Consider the following 17777-nt stretch of genomic DNA (forward strand, 5'->3'; position numbering starts at 1 on the left):
GCACGATGTCTGCAACCTGGCTCAAAGGGTCCTGCCATTGCGGGGCCGTCAGATTCGAAGTCCGAGCCGCCGTGACGCCGGCGGTTCGCTGCAACTGCAGCCTGTGCCGCCGGCGCGGCGCGCTGATGAGCCCGATGTTCGCCGCGAGCGAACTGAAGATCGTCGAAGGCGAGGGCGCGCTGACGTGCTACCGCTTCAACACACACACGGCGCGCCACTATTTCTGCAGCCATTGCGGCGTCTATCCGTTCCATCAGACCCGCAAGGACCCGGCCTGCTGGCGCGTCAATCTCGGCTGCCTCGACGGTATCGACCCGTATGCGCTCGACGCGACGGTCGCCGACGGCGCGAGCCTTTCGGTCGTGGAGGACGCATGAAACGCTGGCTGATGATCCTGCTGTTTGCGGCAGGCGGAGTCGCGACCGAAATCGCGCATCCGGTGCAATGCACGCTGCTGTCGGCCAGCCGCGTGCAGACCGGCAAGCGCCGCACGCCGCATTGACGGCGCGCGGCGCCCGTTGGTTCATCGAGACCGATTTATCATGCTTCCGATAAGATCGCACGCGATATATAATCCGTCCATCTGCGGCCGTTCGCGTCGCTGGAGGACGTTCATGAAACCGACCGAAGCACCATCCACCGCCGCGCCGAAGCTGTCCGAGTTCCTGTGCTTCGCGATCTACTCGACGAACCTCGCGTTCGGCAAGGCCTACAAGCCGATCCTCGAAGAGCTGGGCCTCACGTACACGCAATACATCACGATCATTGCGCTGTGGGAGCAGGACAACCAGACGGTCAGCCAGCTCGGCGAGAAGCTGTTCCTCGAATCCAATACGCTGACGCCGATCCTGAAGAAGCTCGAGGCAATGGGCTACCTGGAGCGGCATCGCGATCCGTCGGACGAACGCCAGGTGCTCGTCAGCCTGACGAAGAGCGGGCGCCGCGTGCGCGAGAAGGGGCTCGACATGAACCTCGTCGAGGCCACCGGGCTGAAGCCGGACGAATTCGCGAAGATGCAGAAGGCGATCGTCACGCTGCGCGGCAACCTGATCCGCTCGACCGACGAATAAGCCCACGGGCTACCAGCGGCCGGCACGTGCATCGTGCCGGCCGCGTCGTCATGCGTGCCCGTCGCCCAGCACCAGCAGGTGCATCTCGCGGCGCACGACAAAACCCAGTGCGAGATAACGCTCGATCGCGACCCGGTTGGACGTGAGGACGTGCAGGAAAGGCGTTTCCGCGCGCGCATCGATGGCCGCGATCAACGACCGGATCAGACGTGCCGCCAGCCCTTGCCGCCGGAACGCGGCATCCACGCACACGGCGCTGATCTCGGTATACCCGTCGACCTGCATCCGCTCGCCGGCCATCGCGGCCAGCCTGCCTTCGTTGCGGATGCCGATATAGCGGCCAAGCTCGAACGTGCGCGGGCCGAACGGGCCGGGCTGCGCGGCCGTGGTCAGCGCGAGCATGTCCGGCACGTCGGCTTCGGCGAGCGTGACGTGGCCCGCTTCAGGTGCCGGTGCGGGCGTCCCTTGCCAGACCATTTGCAACAGGGTCGCGCGCCGGATCGCCGACAAGCCCGCCGGCAATTCGATCTCGTCCGGCATGACGAGTGCCGCCGGTCCGTGTGCGGCGACCAGTGCGCGCAACGCGTCGAACGATGCCGCGCCGGTATCCTCGATCGCGGCAAACGGCGCGATGGCGGCCGGAAACCGCCATGCACGGCCGTCGCCGAGCGCAAAGCGGCGCTGCCTGCCGGTCAGCGCGTTCCACACCACATGGTCGAGCGGGTGCGTACTGCCTGTTGCGCCTGTTGCGTTTCCGGTCGTTGCATCGGACATCGGCTGCTCCTCGATTGAAGGTTTCGGTTGCACAGCATAGACCGGGACCGGAGAGGCAGCGCGCGGCGCAACATCGATCGTGTCACCGGCACGGTGCGGGATGCGCGGCACGTGTTGCCGAAGCCCGGGCCAGCGTTGCCGGCGCGCCGGCTCCGCCCTGACTGGAAACGACAGGATCACCGCCAGCCCGTGCCCTCCGGTACCGGCAGTCACCTCGACGAGATGCCGCTTGTCGCGATGCCGGTCGAACAGGCCGTCGCGATCGTTCACTGCGCGTTCGTGCGCCACCTGGCCGCGGATGGCGTGTTCTACCCGTTCACCTACGTGCCGCGCTACCTGGAGGCGATGCACATTCGCGCCGTCCGGATCGGCATCGCGTGGATGAACTTTCCGCCCGCCGTCGTGTACCGCTTCGAACGCCGGGTCGATGCAATCGGCCGTCAATGGCCCGATGCACCGCCGCAGCGGGATGCGGTTGCGGAAGCAACGATCCTGCACGGCGTCGATATCACCCGGTTGCGCCATACGCCGTCACTCGATTCGAGCGGCGCCGGGCCATCGGCAGACGTGCGTTCATCATCGTGAACGCGTTTGGGAATGGGATGTTGTTCGGCCTGCCACGAATGCTGTCTCTTCTTGCATGCGCGCGGGTCGCGAGAACCGGCGGCTGCATCGGTGCCGCGCGCGATCGAATCCCGGGCCGACGCAAGTAACGGATGTACGTCAGCCTGCATCGCTGCTTGCCGCCGAAGGCCGACGAGGAGCGCGTCGTGCTCGCGCGCCCCCGTTCCCCGCACGTCGTACCGCGCCGCCCGGACGGGCGTGACGATTCCGGCGACGCATGCTCAATGGCCGAAGTAGATCGAGCGCTCCGCCATGCGAATCACGCTGCGGTTTCCCGACTGCGTCGCCCCGACGGCATCGTCGCCGTAACCGGACGCTTGCGACCCGACCGCGACCGCATCGTTGTCGTGAACCCGGCGCAGCGCGGCTTGCAGATTGTCCGGATAGTTCGGGTCGTTGGGGCGGTTCGGCAGGTAGCCGGCCTTTTGCAGTGCGGCCAGTTCCGCACGCACCTGCGCACGCGACACGGTGCTTTCGCCAGCGTACGTCGGCGCGGCAATGGCGGCCGACACGGCAACAAGAAGGGCGGCGATCAGTGGGGTCTTCATCATTCACCTCGAAAAATAAATGGATTCAGCGGTTGCGCATCGTGCGCCGGCAGCCGGCGCCGTTCGCGGTTTCGTTCAATGACCGAAGTAGATCGAGCGTTCGGCGACGCGTGTCGCGGGCCGCCGGCCCGACTGCGTCGCGGCGACGGTTTCGCTGCCGTAGCCGGATGTCGCCGCATCGGCCATCACGGCGTCGTTCGCATGAATGCGCGTCAGCGCGGCCTGCAGGTCGACCGGATAGTGCGGATCGTTCGCGCGGCCCGGCTGATAACCGGCCTGTTCCAGCTGGACGAGCTCGGCACGCACCTGCGCGCGGGACACGACGGCTTCATCGGCGAACGCCGGTACGGAGGCGGAGGCGGACACGGCGACGAGAAGGGCAGCGATCAATTGGGTTTTCATCATTTACCTCGACAGAACAGGGATGGAAGGAATTCAGGGTTCGCGTTTCGACGGACGGCGCAAGCACGCTCAATGTCCGAAATACACCGAGCGGTCGGCCACGCTGACTGCATGCCGGCGGCCCGATTGCGTGGCCGCATCGCCGTTGCCGCCGTAGCCGGACGCCTGGTCGTTGCCGGCGACCGCATCGGCCGCCTGGATCCGCGTGAGTGCGGCCTGGAGATCGTCCGGATAGGTTGCGTCGGTCGCGCGATTCAGCGGGTAGCCGGCGTGTTGCAGCTGGGCGAGTTCGGCGCGCACCTGCGCACGCGTCACGGTGGTTTCGCTGGAGAACGCCGGTGCGGCAGCAGAGGCCGAAACAGCGACGAGAAGGGCGGCGATCAGTCGGGTATTCATCATTCACCTCGAAAAAAAAGAATAAGAACCGGGCATTCGGTCAGGCGGCGCCAGGCCGCCCGACGTGCGTTCAAGCGATACGGATGTCGACGTCGATGTTGCCGCGCGTCGCCTTCGAATACGGGCAGGTCTGGTGCGCGGCATCGACGATGCGCTGCGCGACGTCGCGATCGAGCCCCGGCACGCTCACGTTCAGCCGGGCCTGCAGGAAGTACGCGTTGCCGGCGGTGCCGAGATCCACTTCGGCGTCGACGGCGAGATCGGCCGGCAACGTCACCTTCGCGGCACGCGCCGCGAGCTGCATCGCGCCGATGAAGCAGGCCGACCAGCCCGCCGCGAACAGTTGCTCGGGATTGGTGCCGGTGCCGGCGCTGCCCGGCGACGACAACTGGATGTCGAGGCGGCCGTCGGAACTGCGTGCCGCACCGTCGCGGCCGCCGGAAGTCGTATGCGTCTTGCCCGTGTACAGCACTTGTTCGATCTTGCTCATCATTTGCTCCGTCAGTTGAGGTTTGTCTCAGATGCGATTCGATCGCATGCGACGCAGTTTGGTCTTGTCGCCCACTCACGTCAAGCGCATTCGATTAAATCGCATGCGATATTTTGTATTTCAATGTATCCGGAACGCGGAGCGCCTTCCAGGACAAGCCTTTCCGGCGATCGATCCCTGATAACCGGGGAACACGGAACGACGCCGAAACAGACACGGAAGCGGGGAGTTGCCGGCCTGACTTTCCAGAAAGCGAACAGACTCCTTGTCATTATTTCGCTTTCTACAATGCATTGTCTCTTCTAACCTTGCCACACCCGATCGCAAGCGGCCCGCCCACGGCCGGCCCTTGCACGGATCACGAGCACAATCGAAACGGAGACATTACGTGTCGCGCGTCAGCCCTCTTGCAACGGCCACGGATTCCCGGCCGACCGGAACCCTCGCGAACCTCCGATCCATCTTCAGCGGATCGGTAGGCAACCTCATCGAGTATTACGACTGGTACGTGTATTCCGCGTTTTCGCTGTATTTCGCGAAGGCGTTCTTTCCCAACGGCAACCTGACCGTGCAGTTGCTGAACACGGCGGCCATCTTCGCCGTCGGTTTCGTCATGCGCCCGATCGGCGGCTGGCTCGTCGGCCTGTACGCGGATCGCAACGGACGCAAGGCCGCGCTGCTCGTCTCGGTGCTGGCGATGTGCGTCGGCTCGCTGATCATCGGCCTGACCCCCGGTTACGACACGATCGGCCTTGCCGCGCCGGTGCTCCTGGTCTTCGCGCGACTGCTGCAAGGGCTGAGCCTCGGCGGCGAATACGCGAGTTCGGCAACCTACCTGAGCGAGATGGCCGACAAGTCCCGGCGCGGCTTCTATTCGAGCTTCCTGTTCGCGACCCTGTCGCTCGGCCAGTTGCTCGCGATGGGCGTGCTGGTCGTGCTGCAGCAGTTTTTCCTGACCACCGCGCAACTCGAAAGCTGGGGATGGCGCATCCCGTTCCTGCTCGGATCGCTGCTGGCCTGCAGCGCGATCTTCCTGCGCAGCAACATGCAGGAAACGGCATCGTTCGAGCAGCACCGCCGCAGCAAGCGCCGCCACGCGTCGATCGCCGACCTGTTCCACCACAAACGCGAGTGCCTGATCGTGGCCGGCCTGACGCTCGGCGGCACGGTCGCGTTTTATGCCTATACGACGTACATGCAGAAATTCCTCGTCAACAGCGCGGGGATGAGCAAGGCCGACGCATCGATGGTCTCCGTGATCAGCCTGCTGGCATTCGTCGCGATGCAGCCGATCTTCGGCAGCCTGTCCGATCGCGTCGGGCGTCGCCCGCTGCTGATCGCGTTCGGCGTACTCGGCACGCTCTGCACCGTGCCGATTTTCCAGGCGCTCCGCGGCGTTCAGACAACCGGCGCCGCGCTGGCGCTGATCGTCGCCGCGCTGCTGATCGTCAGCCTGTATTCGTCGGTCAGCGCCGTGGCCAAGGCCGAACTGTTTCCGGTCGGCGTGCGCGCACTGGGCGTCGGGTTGCCGTACGCGATCACGGTGTCGCTGTTCGGCGGAACGGCCGAATACGTCGCGCTGTGGATGAAGAGCATCGGACACGAAGCGTGGTTCTTCTACTACGTGTCGGCGTGCGTGCTCGTGTCGCTGCTGTGCTACCTGTGGATGCCCGATCCCAGGCAGGTCTCGCGCATCGACGAAGCGTGACGACGGCACGCTTCGTCGCGATCGCCCGGGCCTGACGCCGGGCGGCAAGTCACGGGTTCAGCGGAAGTCCGCGTAATGCCGCACCAGCGACAGCATCGACGGAATCAGCCCGCGCACGTCGCCGCGGCGCCACTGGAACGCATATTGAAGCGGCGCCAGCGGCGGCTCGCTCGTCAGCTGCACGAGATGGCCGCCCGGCCGCGCGCGAGCCCAGTCGACCGGCAGGAAGCCGATGCCGACGCCTTCGCCCAGCATGCCGGCCACCGCACTCCAGTTGTTGCACTCGATCCTGCGCGCGTGATTGACGCCGCACGCGAGCAGCCAGTCGTCGAGAATACGTGTCACGCCCGAACCGGACGGCAGCAGCACCAGCGTATGGCTGGCGAGCAGCGCCGGCGTCAGGACGCGCTCGCGGCCGACCAGCGCCTCGGCCGCCATCCACGCGAACCGCGCTTCCGCCACCGGCTGCGACAGCACGCTGCTGCGCGACGACCGGCCGGCGATCACCGCGAAATCCAGTTCACCGGCATCGACTTTCTCCTCCAGTGCCGCGCCCACGTCGACATACGGCTCCAGCGCCAGCTTCGGGTGCTGCTTCTGGACCGCCGCCACGAAGCGGGGCAGCCACGTCAGCGCCGACAGTTCGCCGACGCCGAAGCGCAGCCGGCCGCTCAACCCTTCGTCCCTGGCAACCGATTCCTGCAGCGCGGCGACGGACTCGAGCACCCGCACCACGGCCGGCAGCAGCGCCTCGCCGTCGTCGGTCAGCACGGCCCGGTGGCCGCTCCGGTCGAACAGCGTGCGTTCGACGACCTGTTCCAGTTCGTTGATGCGCTTGGACAGCGACGACACCGACAGGTGCAGCCGTTGCGCAGCGGTCGAGAAGTTTGCGCAGGTCGCCGCCCAGTAGAACGCGTCGAGCTGCTTGAGAGTCGGGGTCGCCATTGTCTTTCGCTTTTATCGAACAAATTCATTGGAAGATTATCGCTTTTTAAGCATGCCGCGCGTACCTAAAATTCCGCCATCGATTCGAAAACAGGCTTCAGACATGACTCCTTCCGCCTCATCCGTTCCCGGAACAAGCCGCCCCCTGGCCGATACGCGCACGCCGCACATGCCGCGCGTGCTGCGAAAGATGCTGTGTCTCCACGATTTCGAAGCCGCGGCACGCCGCGCGCTGCCGCGCCCGATCTTCGGCTACGTCAGCGGCGCCGCGGAAGACAACCGCACGCGCGACGACAATCGTGCCGTGTTCGACGAGTACGGGTTTGCGACGCGCGTGCTGCGCAACGTTTCGCAACGGGAGCAGGGCGTCGAGCTGTTCGGACGACGCTACGCGTCGCCTTTCGGCATCGCGCCGATGGGGATCCATGCGCTGTCGGCCTATCGCGGCGATATCGTGCTGGCGCGTGCCGCACAGCGCGCGGGCATCGCGTCGATCATGAGCGGCTCGTCGCTCATTCCACTGGAGGAGGTCGCCGCCGCCGCGCCGGAAACCTGGTTCCAGGCATACCTGCCCGGCGACGCAGGCCGCATCGGCGCGCTGCTCGAACGCGTGGCGCGTGCCGGCTACCGGACGCTCGTGATCACGGTCGACATCCCCGTGTCCGCCAATCGCGAAAACAACGTGCGTACCGGCTTCACCACGCCGCTGCGCCCCGGGCCGCGCCTGTTCTGGGACGGCATCGTGCGCCCGCGCTGGCTCGCCGGCACCTTCGCCCGGACGTTGCTCGCGCACGGCATGCCGCATTTCGAGAACTCCTTTGCCACACGCGGCGCGCCGATCCTGTCGTCCACGGTGCAGCGGGATTTCTCGGCCCGCGACCATCTCGACTGGGGCCACCTGGAACGAATCCGGCAGGAATGGAAGGGCGAACTGGTGATCAAGGGCATCCTCAGCGTGGACGATGCCGTCATCGCCCGCGACGCCGGCGCCGACGGCATCATCCTGTCGAACCATGGCGGCCGCCAGCTTGACGGCGCGGTCTCGCCGATGCGGATCCTGCCCGACGTGGTTCGGGCGCTGGGCGCGGACTATCCGGTGATGATCGACAGCGGCTTTCGGCGCGGGTCGGACGTGCTGAAGGCGGTCGCGATGGGCGCGCGCATGGTGTTCGTCGGGCGGCCGTTCAATTACGCGGCGGCCGTGGCCGGTGAAGCCGGCGTCATGCACGCGATCGGGCTGCTGCGCGACGAAGTGGACCGGAACATGGCCATGCTGGGCGTCGAACGGTGCAGCGGCCTGACGCCCGACGTGCTGATTCGGAAAGGCGGCGTGCCGGCGCCGCTGACGGCCATATAGTGCGGGGGAGGCCGTTTGCGGCCCTGCGGGGCGGCCTAAACGTCACGCAGGATCGATCGCGGCGATCACGACGAGGATCACGGCCGCGTTCGCCGGCAACTGGCGCTGGGAGAACGCCGAGCGCGCGTGTCCCGCCTTGTCACCGAGCACGGCGGCGAACAGGTCCGACGCGCCGTCGATCACGGCCGGCTGCCCGAAAAAGCCGTCGGCCGAACTGACGTGCCCCTCGACGCGCACGATCTTGCTCAGGCGCTCGAAGCCGCCCAGGTGCCGGCGGATCTGCGCGAGCACGTTCAGCGCCGCGAGCCGGGCGGCATGCTTGCCGTCGTCGACGCTCAACTGTTCGCCGACGCGGCCGGTATACGCGACCTTGCCGTCGACGAGCGGCAGTTGTCCCGACACGAACAGCAGGTTGCCCGCTTCGCTGACGGCCGTATAGCTGCCGAGCGGGTTCGGCGGTTCGGGTAACGCGAGGCCGAGATCGGCCAGCTTCTGTTCGACGGTCATGTCATGCTCCTTGCGGGAAAAGGGTCGGGCGATCGGTACTGCCTGCGAGTGACTGCACTGTAGTCACGCGGCCGAAGCCGGTAAATGTCGGTCGCGCAATTGATTCACGACGCGGTGTAACGAATCGCGCCATGCGCGCCCGCTGGTTTCCCGCACGGGATTCATGCACACTCGTCGCTCCAACGCGCGCCATCCGCCGGAGACCGCAGGAACCATGCAACGACAATTCGACGATCTGCTGCTGGGCAGCATCGAGCTGTTCTGTCTTGCCGCCGAACTCGGCAGCTTCACGCTCGCGGCAAACGCGGCGAGCGTCACGCCGGCCGCGGTCAGCCGGTCGGTGGCGCGGCTCGAGGAGCGTCTCGGCGTGCGGCTGTTCGTGCGCACGACACGTCAGATCCGCCTGACCGATCCCGGCCGCCGCTACTTCGAGCAATGCCGCGACGCGCTGGCGCAACTCGTCGACGCGGAGCGCGAGGCAACCGGCCAGCAGGCCACGCCCGCCGGCCTGCTGCGGATCAGCATGCCGACGCCGTACGGACACTATCGCGTGCTGCCGCTGCTGCCGGCATTTCGCGAGCGGTACCCGGACGTGCGCGTCGAAACCCACCTGAGCAACCGCAACATCGATTTCGCGGAGGAAGGCTACGATCTCGCGATTCGCGGGCGCGCGCCGGCCGATTCGAACCTGGTCGCGCGCAAGCTGGAGGACGCCGAACTCGTGGTCGTCGCGACGCCCGGCTACCTGAAGCGCGCGGGCATGCCGGCCGCCATCGACGATCTGCATGCGCACGAATGCATCCAGTTCGAGCTGCCGAGCAGCGGGCGGCCGATTCCCTGGCTGTTCAACGATGGATCGGAGGAAGTCGACGTCGCGACGACCGGCAGCTACGGTACGTCGGGCGACGTCCTCGCCGGTGTGACGCTCGCGCGCGGCGGTGCGGGCCTGTTCCAGACCTACCGCTTCATCGTCGAGCAGGATCTGCGCGCCGGCACGCTCGTGGAAGTGCTGCCCGGCCTCGGCGGCCGGTCGCGGCCCTTCATGCTGCTGTATCCGCATGCGCGCTTCCTGTCGTCGCGCGTGCGCGTGTTCGTCGATTTTCTCGTCGAGCAGCTGGCGCGCGAGCCGGCCGGGCGTCCGGCCGGGACACGCGCCAGGCGGGCCGGCGCATCGCGATAGGCGCGCCGGCTCGCGGTTTCGACGCCGCGACTCAATGCCCGGCGCTCTGGCCGCCGTCGACGTGCAGGATCTCGCCCGTGACGAACGGTGCCGAGTCCAGGTACAGGATCGCGTCGACGATGTCGCTCATCTCGCCCATGCGGCCGACCGGATGCAGCGACGCAAGCGTCGCATGCGTGTCGGGCGCATGCATCGGCGACTTGATGATGCCGGGCGACACCGCATTCACGCGAATGCCGGCCTTCGCATACTCGATCGCGAGCGACTTCGTCGCCGCATTCAATCCGCCCTTCGTCAGCGATGCGAGCACCGACGGCACGTTGCTGTTCGCATGATCGACCAGGCTCGTCGTGACGCTGACCACGTGGCCGCTGCCGTGTTTCTGCATCGCGGCGATCGCATGCTGCGTGACGTGGAAGAAACCGCTCAGGTTGACGCTCGTGATCTGCGCATAGTCGTCCGCGGTGTACTGCGTGAACGGCTTCGCGATGAACACGCCGGCGTTGTTGACGAGCGTGTCGACGCGGCCGAAGTGCTCGATGGCCGTGTCGACCACGCGCCGCGCGACGGCCGGATCGCCGATGTCACCCGCGACGGTGACGAGATCCGGATCGTTTGACGGGCCGATCGAACGTGACGTCGCGACGACGCGATGGCCGCGAGCCCGGAATGCGTTGACCGTTTCCGCGCCGATGCCTTGCGATGCGCCGGTGACGATGATGACCTTGGATGCGCTCATGATTTGCCTCGATAGGTGATGGGTTCCCGGCTTCAGTGCCGAACGGATCGATGAATCCGATGGGCTCACTGTAGACACGCCGGTCACGATCTCGAACACCCACCATGGCGCAACAGTCTTGCGTCTCGGGAACAAATGCGGCGGAGGGCAGTTGTCGCCCGTTTGTCGCCCGTTGGCGCGAAGCGCAGTCGTCGACGAACTCCGCACGCGCAGCAGGACCCGCGAAGCTCGCCGGAGACGATGCGCCAATTCGTGAAGGCAGGCAGCCGACATTCATTCCCGAGCCGCTCCCGAAAGCGGACGAAACGATGCGTATCGGCGGCATGCCGACGCACATCCGGCCGTGCCGCGGAAATTGCGCTCCGATCGAAGCGCCGGCCAGGAAATCCGGCATGAAACAGCCCACGTTTAAACGACGCCTGCCCAGCGCTTTTCGGTTCACTCCCGTATCATCGAGATAACTTTTCTTATCACAACAACACGATTAAAAATCCAAACTCGTCGTTTCGAAAACGCGTCGGATACTCAAAGTTCGCGCCACGCCCATGCGTCCCGCCATCGCTTCGGGGGCAGGGAAGCGAACGTCTGTCGCACGCGCCGTCAATCCGGCGCATCGATCCGCGCCAGCAGCACCGTCAACACGTCGGCCGTCGCGCGCGCGACGTCCTGCGCCGTCGTATCGACGAGCGCATGTGCGCATTCGCGATACAGCGGATCGCGCATCCGGTACAGCGCGGCGAGGGTTTGCCGCGGGTCGGCCACCTGCAGCAGCGGCCGCCGCGTGTCATCGCGCGTGCGACGCCACAGCGCATCGGGGTCCGCATGCAGGTAGATCACGCAGCCGCGCTCGCTCAGGCGCGCGCGGCTGCGCGGATTCAGCACCGCACCCCCGCCGGTCGCCACGACGACGTTCGGGCGCTGCGTCAGTTCGTCGACGATTTGCGTTTCGAGCAGACGAAAGCCGCCTTCGCCGACCCTGTCGAACAGCTCGGCGACCGAGCGGCCGGTGCGCCGCGCGATCTCGTCATCGCTGTCGGCGAACGTCCAGCCGAGCGATGCCGCGAGCGCGCGGCCGAGCGTCGATTTGCCCGCGCCCATCATGCCGACCAGGAACGCGCGGTCGGGCAGGGCACGCGCGTCGACCGCCGTGGCGACGGCGCTCATAACCGTCGCGCAAGCGGCCAGCCGGCCCGCGTCGCCGCGCAGATCCGCCGCGCGCGTACCGCGTCCGACAACGTGTCGAGCGCCGCGTCGGTGGCTGCATCGTCGGCGTCGAGCAGCGCGCCGAGCACCTGCCCGTCCGGGTCGCCGGCCGCGATGTGCTCGGCCGCATCCGCCGCGATCGTTTGCGGCGTGCGTTCGGGCGCGTCGTCGCGTTCCGGCCGCCGCCACCCGTTGCGCAAGTCGCGCCATCGCACGACCAGGCCGCAGAACAGCCCGCCGCCCGGCACGGCTGCATCGTCGCGCGGCTGCGCCGTGTCGCCGGGTGTCGCGCACTGCGTGACCCAGCTCGCGAATTCGAGCAGCGACGCGTCGTGAGCGAGCGTCGCCGCGTCGAGCGCGACGGTCACGCCGGCATCCCGCAACCGCCCGAGCAGCGGGCGCACGCCGTCGTGCGCGCCACCGCACGGCTGCAGCAGCACCTCGAGTTCGTCCTCGTGACGGCTGACGAGCGAACGATGCCGCTCGAGCGCGGCCGGCTCGAGCAACGCCTGCGCCGCATGCCGGACGATGACGATCGCACGGTCGTCGCGGCGCTCGACGATCGCACCGATCCGGCGCCGGGCGCGCGCCACCGCGGCGCTCACGTGTCGCTCCCGAAATGGCGCGCGCGCATCACAGCGAACCCTGGAATTCGAGCACGCGCGCCTTGAACTCGTCGGGCACGGCCTGCGTCGTGTTGTTCGCGTAATCGAACATCACGTGCGTCGACATGCCGCGCGCGACGATGGTCTGGTCGTCACGTTCCATCAGGTGTTCGAGATCGAAGCTCTTGCTGCCGAAACGCACGATGCTCGACCGGATCGTCAGGTTGTCGCCGAATTGCGCCGGTGCGAGGTACTCGCACTGCGTCTTCACCATGATGTGCGGCAGCTTCTCGCTCCGCGGCAGGCCGAGGAGATCGAACATGTAGCAGAGATAGGAATGCTGCAGATAGTCGTAATAGACGGGACTGCTCACATGCCCCATCGAATCGGTATCGCGATACTTGACGTGAATCGGCGTTTCGTAATGACGTTTCGACATGGTGATTCTCCGCAATAACTGGGTTGATTTATATATATGAACCTGATTGGCCTTTCAGGAATCTGAAAATTAATTGAACACCTATCGCGACGCCACTATCAGAACGAATAGCAACCCGCTTCGAAAGGCTGAACAATCGGCAGCCGCGCGTCATAAAATGCTCCAGAATCCAGAATAAAAAATCGCATCCCCGGCCCGGAGCGCGTCTCGAAATCAGGCAAACCCAATGCCTCAATTTCCGGTCGCCTTGCTTATTTCTGTCATTCATAAGGTTATGAATTAGAAACTGGCAACTATGTTAGTTGCGCACCAAAAGCGCCATTCAATACAGTCGCGCTGTAGTAAAAAATCCCCCGAATTATCGACAGGAGGGCAGTCCCCATGCATGCGAATACCTGGACGACGAACCGTGACGCCGAGCTGCACCTGCCGTCCCCCGCGGATCTGGCCGGCGCGCTGCAGCCTGCATTGCGCGCGTCGCGCACGGTTCATCTGGCTCGCCACGCGATCGTCGACGTGTTGAACGGCACGGACGACCGTCTCGTGGTCATCGCCGGCCCGTGCTCGGTGCACGACCCGGCCGCGGCGCGCGACTATGCGGCACGGCTCGCGCTGCAACGCGCGCGCTTCGCGGACGAGCTGGAAATCGTGATGCGCGTGTACTTCGAGAAGCCGCGCACGACGGTCGGCTGGAAGGGGCTCATCAACGACCCGCTGCTGGACGGCAGCGAACGGATCGACACGGGACTGCATACGGCCCGCGCGCTGCTGTGCGACATCAACGGCGCGGAGATGCCGGCGGCGACCGAGTTTCTCGATCCGCTGTCGCCGCGCTACCTGGCCGACCTGGTCGCATGGGGGGCGATCGGCGCCCGCACCGTGGAATCGCAGGTGCATCGCGAGCTGGCGTCGTCGCTGCCGATCCCGATCGGTTTCAAGAACGGCACCGACGGCAATGTCCAGGTGGCCGTCGATGCGATGTGCGCAGCCGCACGCGCGCATCGCTTCCTGTCGGTCGACACGGGCGGCCGGCTATGCGCGGCGGCCTCGCCCGGCAATCCGCATACGCACGTCGTGCTGCGCGGCGGGCGCGAGCCGAATTTCGATGCAGCCGCGGTGAATGCCGCATGCGAACGCATGGCGGCCGCGCGCTGCGCGCCGCGCGTGATGATCGACGTCAGCCACGGCAACAGCCGCCGCCAGTTCCGCAATCAGTTGAGCGTCGGCACGGCCGTCGCCGCGCAGGTCGCGGCCGGCGATACGCGCATCGTCGGCGTGCTGGTCGAATCGAACCTGATCGAAGGGCGCCAGGATCTCGTGCCCGGCGTGCCGCTGCGCTACGGGCAGAGCATCACCGACGCGTGCCTCTCGTTCGCCGATACCACGCAGCTCCTCGAGACGCTCGCGCACGCGGTTCGTGCACGCCGGCGCGGCCATGCGCCGGCGCCGGACGTCGAGTTCGCGCACGAGCCGCTCCTCGCGTGCTGCGCATGAGCGGCCCCGCGCGACGCGGTCAGATTTCGGCTTCGTCGTAGATCCGCGTCGCGTCGCCGGCCCACGCGTCGCGATAGCGGGCAAGCCAGTGTTCGGCCTGGGTCGGCGCACCGGCGACGATCTCGTCGAGCGGCGCGAGATACACGGATTCGTCGCGGCCGGCCGCATCCCTGCGCGCCCGTGCGCGCAGGCCGCGATGCGCGATCGCGAGTGCATCGGCGGCGAACGCGCGCAACGGGCGGCCGTCGACCGACGCGCCGAGCCCGAAACGCGGCACGTCGCGCCGCAGGGTCAGCAGCGTGCCGCGGTCGATCGCGGCGGCCAGCGTCTCGGCCTCCGACAGCGCGGTCGGATCGTACAGCAGGCCGGTCCAGAATGCCGACAGCGCGACCATCATGGCGGGCGAACCCGCATCGGCGCCGCGCATCTCGAGGTAGCGCTTGAGCCGCACTTCGGTGAAGACCGTCGTCAGGTGGTCGGCGAAGTCGCCGAGGGTCGGCGTCTCGCCCTCGAGATGCGGAATGCGGCGTCGCATGAAATCGCGGAACGTCCATCCGGTCGCGTCCGCGTAGCGGTCGCCGCGCCGCACGAAATACATCGGCACGTTGTCGAGCAGCCAGCTCACGTAGCGCTCGAAACCGAAGCTGCGCGACAGGAACAGCGCCGGCGCCCCGCAGCGATCCTCGTCGGTGTCGAGCCACGTGTGCGCGCGCGTCGACAGCAGGCCGGTCGGCCTGCCTTCGGCGAACGGCGAGTTCGCGAACAGCGCGGTCGCAACGGGCTGCAACGCAAGCGACACGCGCATCTTGCGCGCCATGTCGCTTTCCGATGCGAAATCGAGGTTGACCTGCACGGTGCAGGTGCGCTGCATCATGTCGAGCCCGCGCGTCCCGACGCGCGGCATGTAGCGCTGCATGATCCCGTAACGCTGCTTCGGCATCCACGGCAGTGCCGCGCGCGCAAGGTGAGGGTGAAACCCCAGCGGCGCGCAGCGCAGGCCGAGCGGTTCGCACGCGTCGCGCACCGCGGCGAGATGCGCATGCAGCTCGGCATGCGTATCGTGCAGCGTTTCGAGCGGCGCCCCCGACAGTTCGAGCTGGCCGGCCGGCTCGAGCGAGATCGCGGCGCCGTCGCGCTGGATCACGCCGACGATCCGCCCGGCATCGACGATCGGCGCGCCGTCGCCTTGCAGCCCCGCGAGCACCGCGGCGATGCCCGACGGCCCGTCGTAAGGCGCGGCTGCGTGCGTCGCACGCGCGACGACGAACTTCTCGTGCTCGGTCCCGATCCGGAACTGCACGGCCGGCTTGCAGCCGGCGGCCAGATGATCGGCGAGCTGCTGCTCGGAGACGATCGGCGTGTGGTCCGACCCAACGGCATTCGACATCGACACCCTCCACAAGTCACATTGAGCGACCGACCGGCCGGTCGCACGGCGACTATAGCGACGTCGATGCGGGTGCTGTACTGGCAGGGGTGATAGGGGCAGGGCCGTATCGCGCTACGGCTGCCTGCGCTTCGCGAAGTAATGCGCGGGCGAATCGCCGAACGCGCGGCGGAACATCGCGATGAAGTTGCTCGGCGTCGCATAGCCCAGCGCGTCGGCGATGTTGGCGACGCTGTCGCCGCTCGCGAGACGTTCGAGCGCATGCGTGAGGCGCGCCTGCTGGCGCCATTGCGCGAAGCTCGTGCCGGTTTCGGCGACGAACAGCCGGCTCAGCGTGCGGGCGGACAGCCCGGCCCATTCGGCCCACGCTTCGAGCGTGCGGCTGTCGTGCGGCTGCCCGAGGATCGCGTTGGCGATGCGCAGCAGCCGCCGGTCGCGCGGCATCGGCAGGTGCAGCGGCTCGTGCGGCGCGCGGCGCATCTCGTCGAGCAGCACGACGCTGATGCGAGCCTGCTCGACGTCGAGCCTGTCCTGGTCCGCCCACGACACCGCGCGCCGCACGAGCGCGCGCATCAACTCGGTGATCGCGATCACGCATGGCTGCCCCGGCATCCGCCGGCTTGCGGCCGGTGCGATCACGACGCTCCAGCCGCTCAACGCGCCGCTGATGCTGACCTTGTGCTGCTCGCCGGGCGGAATCCAGCCCGCGCGATGCGGCGGCAACAGCCATGAACCGTGCGGCGTGCGCACGTGCGCGAAACCGCTTTCCACGCAGAACACCTGCCCGCGCAGATGGCTGTGCCAGTCGACCTCGCGGGTGCCGAGCCGGTACGTGTTGCTGCCGTCGTCCTCCCCCCAGACGGCGATCAGTGACGGGCCGTCCTCGCGTTCGCTCGGATCGGAATCGGCGCGCTGCACGGTGCGCGGTGGAGAAGTGTCTCGGATGGGCATGGCCGGAATTCATTATTTTTTGTCTAAACGACATTATCAGCTTTGCCCGGGGGCGTCCAACAATGCGTGTCGTGTTCAAACCGATACGAAGCAGAGGAATGCGATGCATGCAGCACTTGCTCCCTGGACACGCGATGCCGGCGCACTGCGCGTCATGTCGCGAATCGCCGCCGCCGCCGCGCTCGTCGTGCTCGGCGCGTGCGCGAGCCGCGACGGGCTCGCACCCGCAGGCACGCTGCGCGGCGCCGATACGCTCGCCGCATCGCGCAGCCTCGCGCATGTGCCCGCCGCCGACTGGCCGGCCGCCGACTGGTGGCGCGCGCTGAACGATGCGCAACTGAGCGCGCTGATCGACGAGGCGCTCGCCGGCAACCCCGATCTCGCGACCGCCGATGCGCGCGCACGCGAAGCGCAGGCGCTGGTGATCGAAGCGCGGGCCGCGCGGCTGCCGCATCTCGACGGCCGCGCGAGCGCAAAGGCCGAGCGGCTGTCCGGTACCCAGTTTTCGTCGGGCGAGGGCGGCGGCTTCTTCAGCCACACGCGCGAGGTCAATCTCGGCCTGAGCTGGGATCTCGATCTGTGGGGCGGGCGCCGTGCCGCGTGGGAAGCCGCGCTCGGCGAAGCGCGCGCCGCGCAAATCGATGCGCAGGCTGCACGCGTGCTGCTGTCGGTCAACGTTGCGCGCGCCTACGTGAATCTCGCGTATGCGTTCGATCAGCAGGACGTCGCGCGGGCCGAATACGCGCGCGCCGACGAAGCGCTCACGCTCACGCGCCAGCGCGTCACGAAAGGCATCGACAACGTCGCGCAACAGCGCCAGGCGGAAAGCGAAGTCGCGGCCGCGACGCGCGAGCAGGCACGCACGGCCCAGGCGATCGACAGTGCGCGCATCGCGCTCGCGATCCTGCTCGGCGCCGGCCCCGACCGCGGCCTCGCGCTCGTGCGGCCCGCGCCGCTG

21 protein-coding genes and 1 pseudogene are annotated in these 17777 nt (G+C 67.2%); 9 read left to right on the forward strand and 13 right to left on the reverse strand.

Going from position 1 to position 17777, the window contains the following annotated elements; all coding sequences use genetic code 11:
- Nucleotides 1-5 precede the first annotated feature (5 nt).
- From DPV74_RS09065 to DPV74_RS09075, 3 genes are all read left to right on the forward strand, one after another.
- Nucleotides 6-377, forward strand: coding sequence for a GFA family protein (locus DPV74_RS09065; protein WP_048022703.1), 372 nt, complete (start codon nucleotides 6-8; stop codon nucleotides 375-377).
- The gene (locus tag DPV74_RS09070) at nucleotides 374-502 is read left to right on the forward strand and encodes a hypothetical protein (RefSeq protein ID WP_255221834.1); all 129 of its coding nucleotides are present in this window, start codon (nucleotides 374-376) and stop codon (nucleotides 500-502) included. Before DPV74_RS09065 ends, DPV74_RS09070 begins: the two co-directional genes overlap by 4 nt.
- 112 nt (nucleotides 503-614) lie before the next feature.
- A complete protein-coding gene (locus DPV74_RS09075) occupies nucleotides 615-1070 on the forward strand; it encodes a MarR family winged helix-turn-helix transcriptional regulator (RefSeq protein WP_119337032.1) in 456 nt (151 codons plus the stop codon).
- A gap of 48 nt (nucleotides 1071-1118) precedes the next feature.
- Here DPV74_RS09075 and DPV74_RS09080 read toward each other — a convergent pair whose 3' ends face one another.
- Entirely contained in the window at nucleotides 1119-1844 is a 726-nt protein-coding gene (locus tag DPV74_RS09080) for a GNAT family N-acetyltransferase (RefSeq protein WP_119337040.1), read from the reverse strand.
- Between the two features lie 222 nt (nucleotides 1845-2066).
- Here DPV74_RS09080 and DPV74_RS09085 point away from each other — a divergent pair.
- Nucleotides 2067-2429, forward strand: a pseudogene (locus DPV74_RS09085) (phospholipid methyltransferase); the annotation flags it as partial.
- Between the two features lie 260 nt (nucleotides 2430-2689).
- Here DPV74_RS09085 and DPV74_RS09090 read toward each other — a convergent pair.
- From DPV74_RS09090 to DPV74_RS09105, 4 genes are all read right to left on the reverse strand, one after another.
- On the reverse strand, nucleotides 2690-3019 hold the full coding sequence (locus DPV74_RS09090; RefSeq protein ID WP_119337033.1) for a DUF4148 domain-containing protein: 330 nt from the start codon (nucleotides 3017-3019) through the stop codon (nucleotides 2690-2692).
- A gap of 72 nt (nucleotides 3020-3091) precedes the next feature.
- Nucleotides 3092-3418: a DUF4148 domain-containing protein gene (locus DPV74_RS09095; protein ID WP_119337041.1), complete on the reverse strand. Its 327-nt coding sequence runs from the start codon at nucleotides 3416-3418 to the stop codon at nucleotides 3092-3094.
- Between the two features lie 69 nt (nucleotides 3419-3487).
- Nucleotides 3488-3814, reverse strand: a complete 327-nt coding sequence (locus DPV74_RS09100; protein WP_027787367.1) for a DUF4148 domain-containing protein — start codon at nucleotides 3812-3814, stop codon at nucleotides 3488-3490.
- Nucleotides 3815-3884: 70 nt separating this feature from the next.
- The gene (locus tag DPV74_RS09105; protein ID WP_027787366.1) at nucleotides 3885-4304 is read right to left on the reverse strand and encodes an organic hydroperoxide resistance protein; all 420 of its coding nucleotides are present in this window, start codon (nucleotides 4302-4304) and stop codon (nucleotides 3885-3887) included.
- Nucleotides 4305-4692: 388 nt separating this feature from the next.
- Between DPV74_RS09105 and DPV74_RS09110 the strand changes: the two genes are divergently transcribed.
- Complete coding sequence (locus DPV74_RS09110; RefSeq protein WP_059621064.1) at nucleotides 4693-6012, forward strand: MFS transporter; 1320 nt, start codon at nucleotides 4693-4695, stop codon at nucleotides 6010-6012.
- A gap of 57 nt (nucleotides 6013-6069) precedes the next feature.
- Here the strand turns inward: DPV74_RS09110 and DPV74_RS09115 are convergent, their stop codons facing one another.
- Nucleotides 6070-6957: a LysR family transcriptional regulator gene (locus DPV74_RS09115; protein ID WP_119337034.1), complete on the reverse strand. Its 888-nt coding sequence runs from the start codon at nucleotides 6955-6957 to the stop codon at nucleotides 6070-6072.
- On the opposite strand from DPV74_RS09115, the gene DPV74_RS09120 reads away from it, so the two are divergent.
- The gene (locus tag DPV74_RS09120) at nucleotides 6938-8314 is read left to right on the forward strand and encodes an alpha-hydroxy acid oxidase (protein WP_374708957.1); all 1377 of its coding nucleotides are present in this window, start codon (nucleotides 6938-6940) and stop codon (nucleotides 8312-8314) included. The genes DPV74_RS09115 and DPV74_RS09120 overlap by 20 nt on opposite strands.
- Nucleotides 8315-8356: 42 nt before the next feature.
- Here DPV74_RS09120 and DPV74_RS09125 read toward each other — a convergent pair whose 3' ends face one another.
- Nucleotides 8357-8821: a RidA family protein gene (locus DPV74_RS09125; protein ID WP_059700321.1), complete on the reverse strand. Its 465-nt coding sequence runs from the start codon at nucleotides 8819-8821 to the stop codon at nucleotides 8357-8359.
- 214 nt (nucleotides 8822-9035) lie between these two features.
- Between DPV74_RS09125 and DPV74_RS09130 the strand changes: the two genes are divergently transcribed.
- Nucleotides 9036-10001: a LysR family transcriptional regulator gene (locus tag DPV74_RS09130; protein ID WP_119337036.1), complete on the forward strand. Its 966-nt coding sequence runs from the start codon at nucleotides 9036-9038 to the stop codon at nucleotides 9999-10001.
- A gap of 31 nt (nucleotides 10002-10032) precedes the next feature.
- Here the strand turns inward: DPV74_RS09130 and DPV74_RS09135 are convergent, their stop codons facing one another.
- The 4 genes from DPV74_RS09135 to DPV74_RS09150 all read right to left on the reverse strand — a co-directional run bounded on the left by DPV74_RS09135 (nucleotide 10033) and on the right by DPV74_RS09150 (nucleotide 12987).
- On the reverse strand, nucleotides 10033-10740 hold the full coding sequence (locus tag DPV74_RS09135) for an SDR family NAD(P)-dependent oxidoreductase (RefSeq protein ID WP_119337037.1): 708 nt from the start codon (nucleotides 10738-10740) through the stop codon (nucleotides 10033-10035).
- Between the two features lie 600 nt (nucleotides 10741-11340).
- On the reverse strand, nucleotides 11341-11904 hold the full coding sequence (locus DPV74_RS09140) for a shikimate kinase (protein ID WP_059700327.1): 564 nt from the start codon (nucleotides 11902-11904) through the stop codon (nucleotides 11341-11343).
- The gene (locus tag DPV74_RS09145) at nucleotides 11901-12548 is read right to left on the reverse strand and encodes a hypothetical protein (RefSeq protein WP_060196356.1); all 648 of its coding nucleotides are present in this window, start codon (nucleotides 12546-12548) and stop codon (nucleotides 11901-11903) included. The genes DPV74_RS09140 and DPV74_RS09145 overlap by 4 nt, the downstream gene beginning before the upstream one ends.
- Before the next feature lie 28 nt (nucleotides 12549-12576).
- Nucleotides 12577-12987, reverse strand: a complete 411-nt coding sequence (locus DPV74_RS09150; protein ID WP_021159585.1) for a thioesterase family protein — start codon at nucleotides 12985-12987, stop codon at nucleotides 12577-12579.
- Nucleotides 12988-13368: 381 nt separating this feature from the next.
- Between DPV74_RS09150 and DPV74_RS09155 the strand changes: the two genes are divergently transcribed.
- The gene (locus tag DPV74_RS09155; RefSeq protein WP_119337038.1) at nucleotides 13369-14481 is read left to right on the forward strand and encodes a 3-deoxy-7-phosphoheptulonate synthase; all 1113 of its coding nucleotides are present in this window, start codon (nucleotides 13369-13371) and stop codon (nucleotides 14479-14481) included.
- Nucleotides 14482-14500: 19 nt separating this feature from the next.
- Here the strand turns inward: DPV74_RS09155 and DPV74_RS09160 are convergent, their stop codons facing one another.
- The gene (locus tag DPV74_RS09160) at nucleotides 14501-15868 is read right to left on the reverse strand and encodes a glutamate--cysteine ligase (protein WP_060196354.1); all 1368 of its coding nucleotides are present in this window, start codon (nucleotides 15866-15868) and stop codon (nucleotides 14501-14503) included.
- Between the two features lie 114 nt (nucleotides 15869-15982).
- Nucleotides 15983-16819, reverse strand: a complete 837-nt coding sequence (locus DPV74_RS09165) for a helix-turn-helix domain-containing protein (RefSeq protein ID WP_021159581.1) — start codon at nucleotides 16817-16819, stop codon at nucleotides 15983-15985.
- Between the two features lie 154 nt (nucleotides 16820-16973).
- On the opposite strand from DPV74_RS09165, the gene DPV74_RS09170 reads away from it, so the two are divergent.
- A partial coding sequence (locus DPV74_RS09170; protein ID WP_240439948.1) for a TolC family protein occupies nucleotides 16974-17777 on the forward strand: 804 nt, incomplete at its 3' end.

This window comes from Burkholderia sp. HAN2018, from assembly GCF_024704855.1.
GTDB lineage: Bacteria > Pseudomonadota > Gammaproteobacteria > Burkholderiales > Burkholderiaceae > Burkholderia > Burkholderia cepacia.

Excerpts from the sequence above, each read along its gene's own strand:
- DPV74_RS09115 (WP_119337034.1), bottom strand. The coding sequence starts at position 6,957 with ATGGCGACCCCGACTCTCAAGCAGCTCGACGCGTTCTACTGGGCGGCG.
- DPV74_RS09155 (WP_119337038.1), top strand. The coding sequence starts at position 13,369 with ATGCATGCGAATACCTGGACGACGAACCGTGACGCCGAGCTGCACCTG.
- DPV74_RS09070 (WP_255221834.1), top strand. The coding sequence starts at position 374 with ATGAAACGCTGGCTGATGATCCTGCTGTTTGCGGCAGGCGGAGTCGCG.
- DPV74_RS09100 (WP_027787367.1), bottom strand. The coding sequence starts at position 3,814 with ATGAATACCCGACTGATCGCCGCCCTTCTCGTCGCTGTTTCGGCCTCT.
- DPV74_RS09160 (WP_060196354.1), bottom strand. The coding sequence starts at position 15,868 with ATGTCGAATGCCGTTGGGTCGGACCACACGCCGATCGTCTCCGAGCAG.
- DPV74_RS09140 (WP_059700327.1), bottom strand. The coding sequence starts at position 11,904 with ATGAGCGCCGTCGCCACGGCGGTCGACGCGCGTGCCCTGCCCGACCGC.
- DPV74_RS09090 (WP_119337033.1), bottom strand. The coding sequence starts at position 3,019 with ATGATGAAGACCCCACTGATCGCCGCCCTTCTTGTTGCCGTGTCGGCC.
- DPV74_RS09135 (WP_119337037.1), bottom strand. The coding sequence starts at position 10,740 with ATGAGCGCATCCAAGGTCATCATCGTCACCGGCGCATCGCAAGGCATC.
- DPV74_RS09080 (WP_119337040.1), bottom strand. The coding sequence starts at position 1,844 with ATGTCCGATGCAACGACCGGAAACGCAACAGGCGCAACAGGCAGTACG.
- DPV74_RS09075 (WP_119337032.1), top strand. The coding sequence starts at position 615 with ATGAAACCGACCGAAGCACCATCCACCGCCGCGCCGAAGCTGTCCGAG.
- DPV74_RS09095 (WP_119337041.1), bottom strand. The coding sequence starts at position 3,418 with ATGAAAACCCAATTGATCGCTGCCCTTCTCGTCGCCGTGTCCGCCTCC.
- DPV74_RS09105 (WP_027787366.1), bottom strand. The coding sequence starts at position 4,304 with ATGAGCAAGATCGAACAAGTGCTGTACACGGGCAAGACGCATACGACT.
- DPV74_RS09065 (WP_048022703.1), top strand. The coding sequence starts at position 6 with ATGTCTGCAACCTGGCTCAAAGGGTCCTGCCATTGCGGGGCCGTCAGA.
- DPV74_RS09130 (WP_119337036.1), top strand. The coding sequence starts at position 9,036 with ATGCAACGACAATTCGACGATCTGCTGCTGGGCAGCATCGAGCTGTTC.
- DPV74_RS09150 (WP_021159585.1), bottom strand. The coding sequence starts at position 12,987 with ATGTCGAAACGTCATTACGAAACGCCGATTCACGTCAAGTATCGCGAT.
- DPV74_RS09125 (WP_059700321.1), bottom strand. The coding sequence starts at position 8,821 with ATGACCGTCGAACAGAAGCTGGCCGATCTCGGCCTCGCGTTACCCGAA.
- DPV74_RS09165 (WP_021159581.1), bottom strand. The coding sequence starts at position 16,819 with ATGCCCATCCGAGACACTTCTCCACCGCGCACCGTGCAGCGCGCCGAT.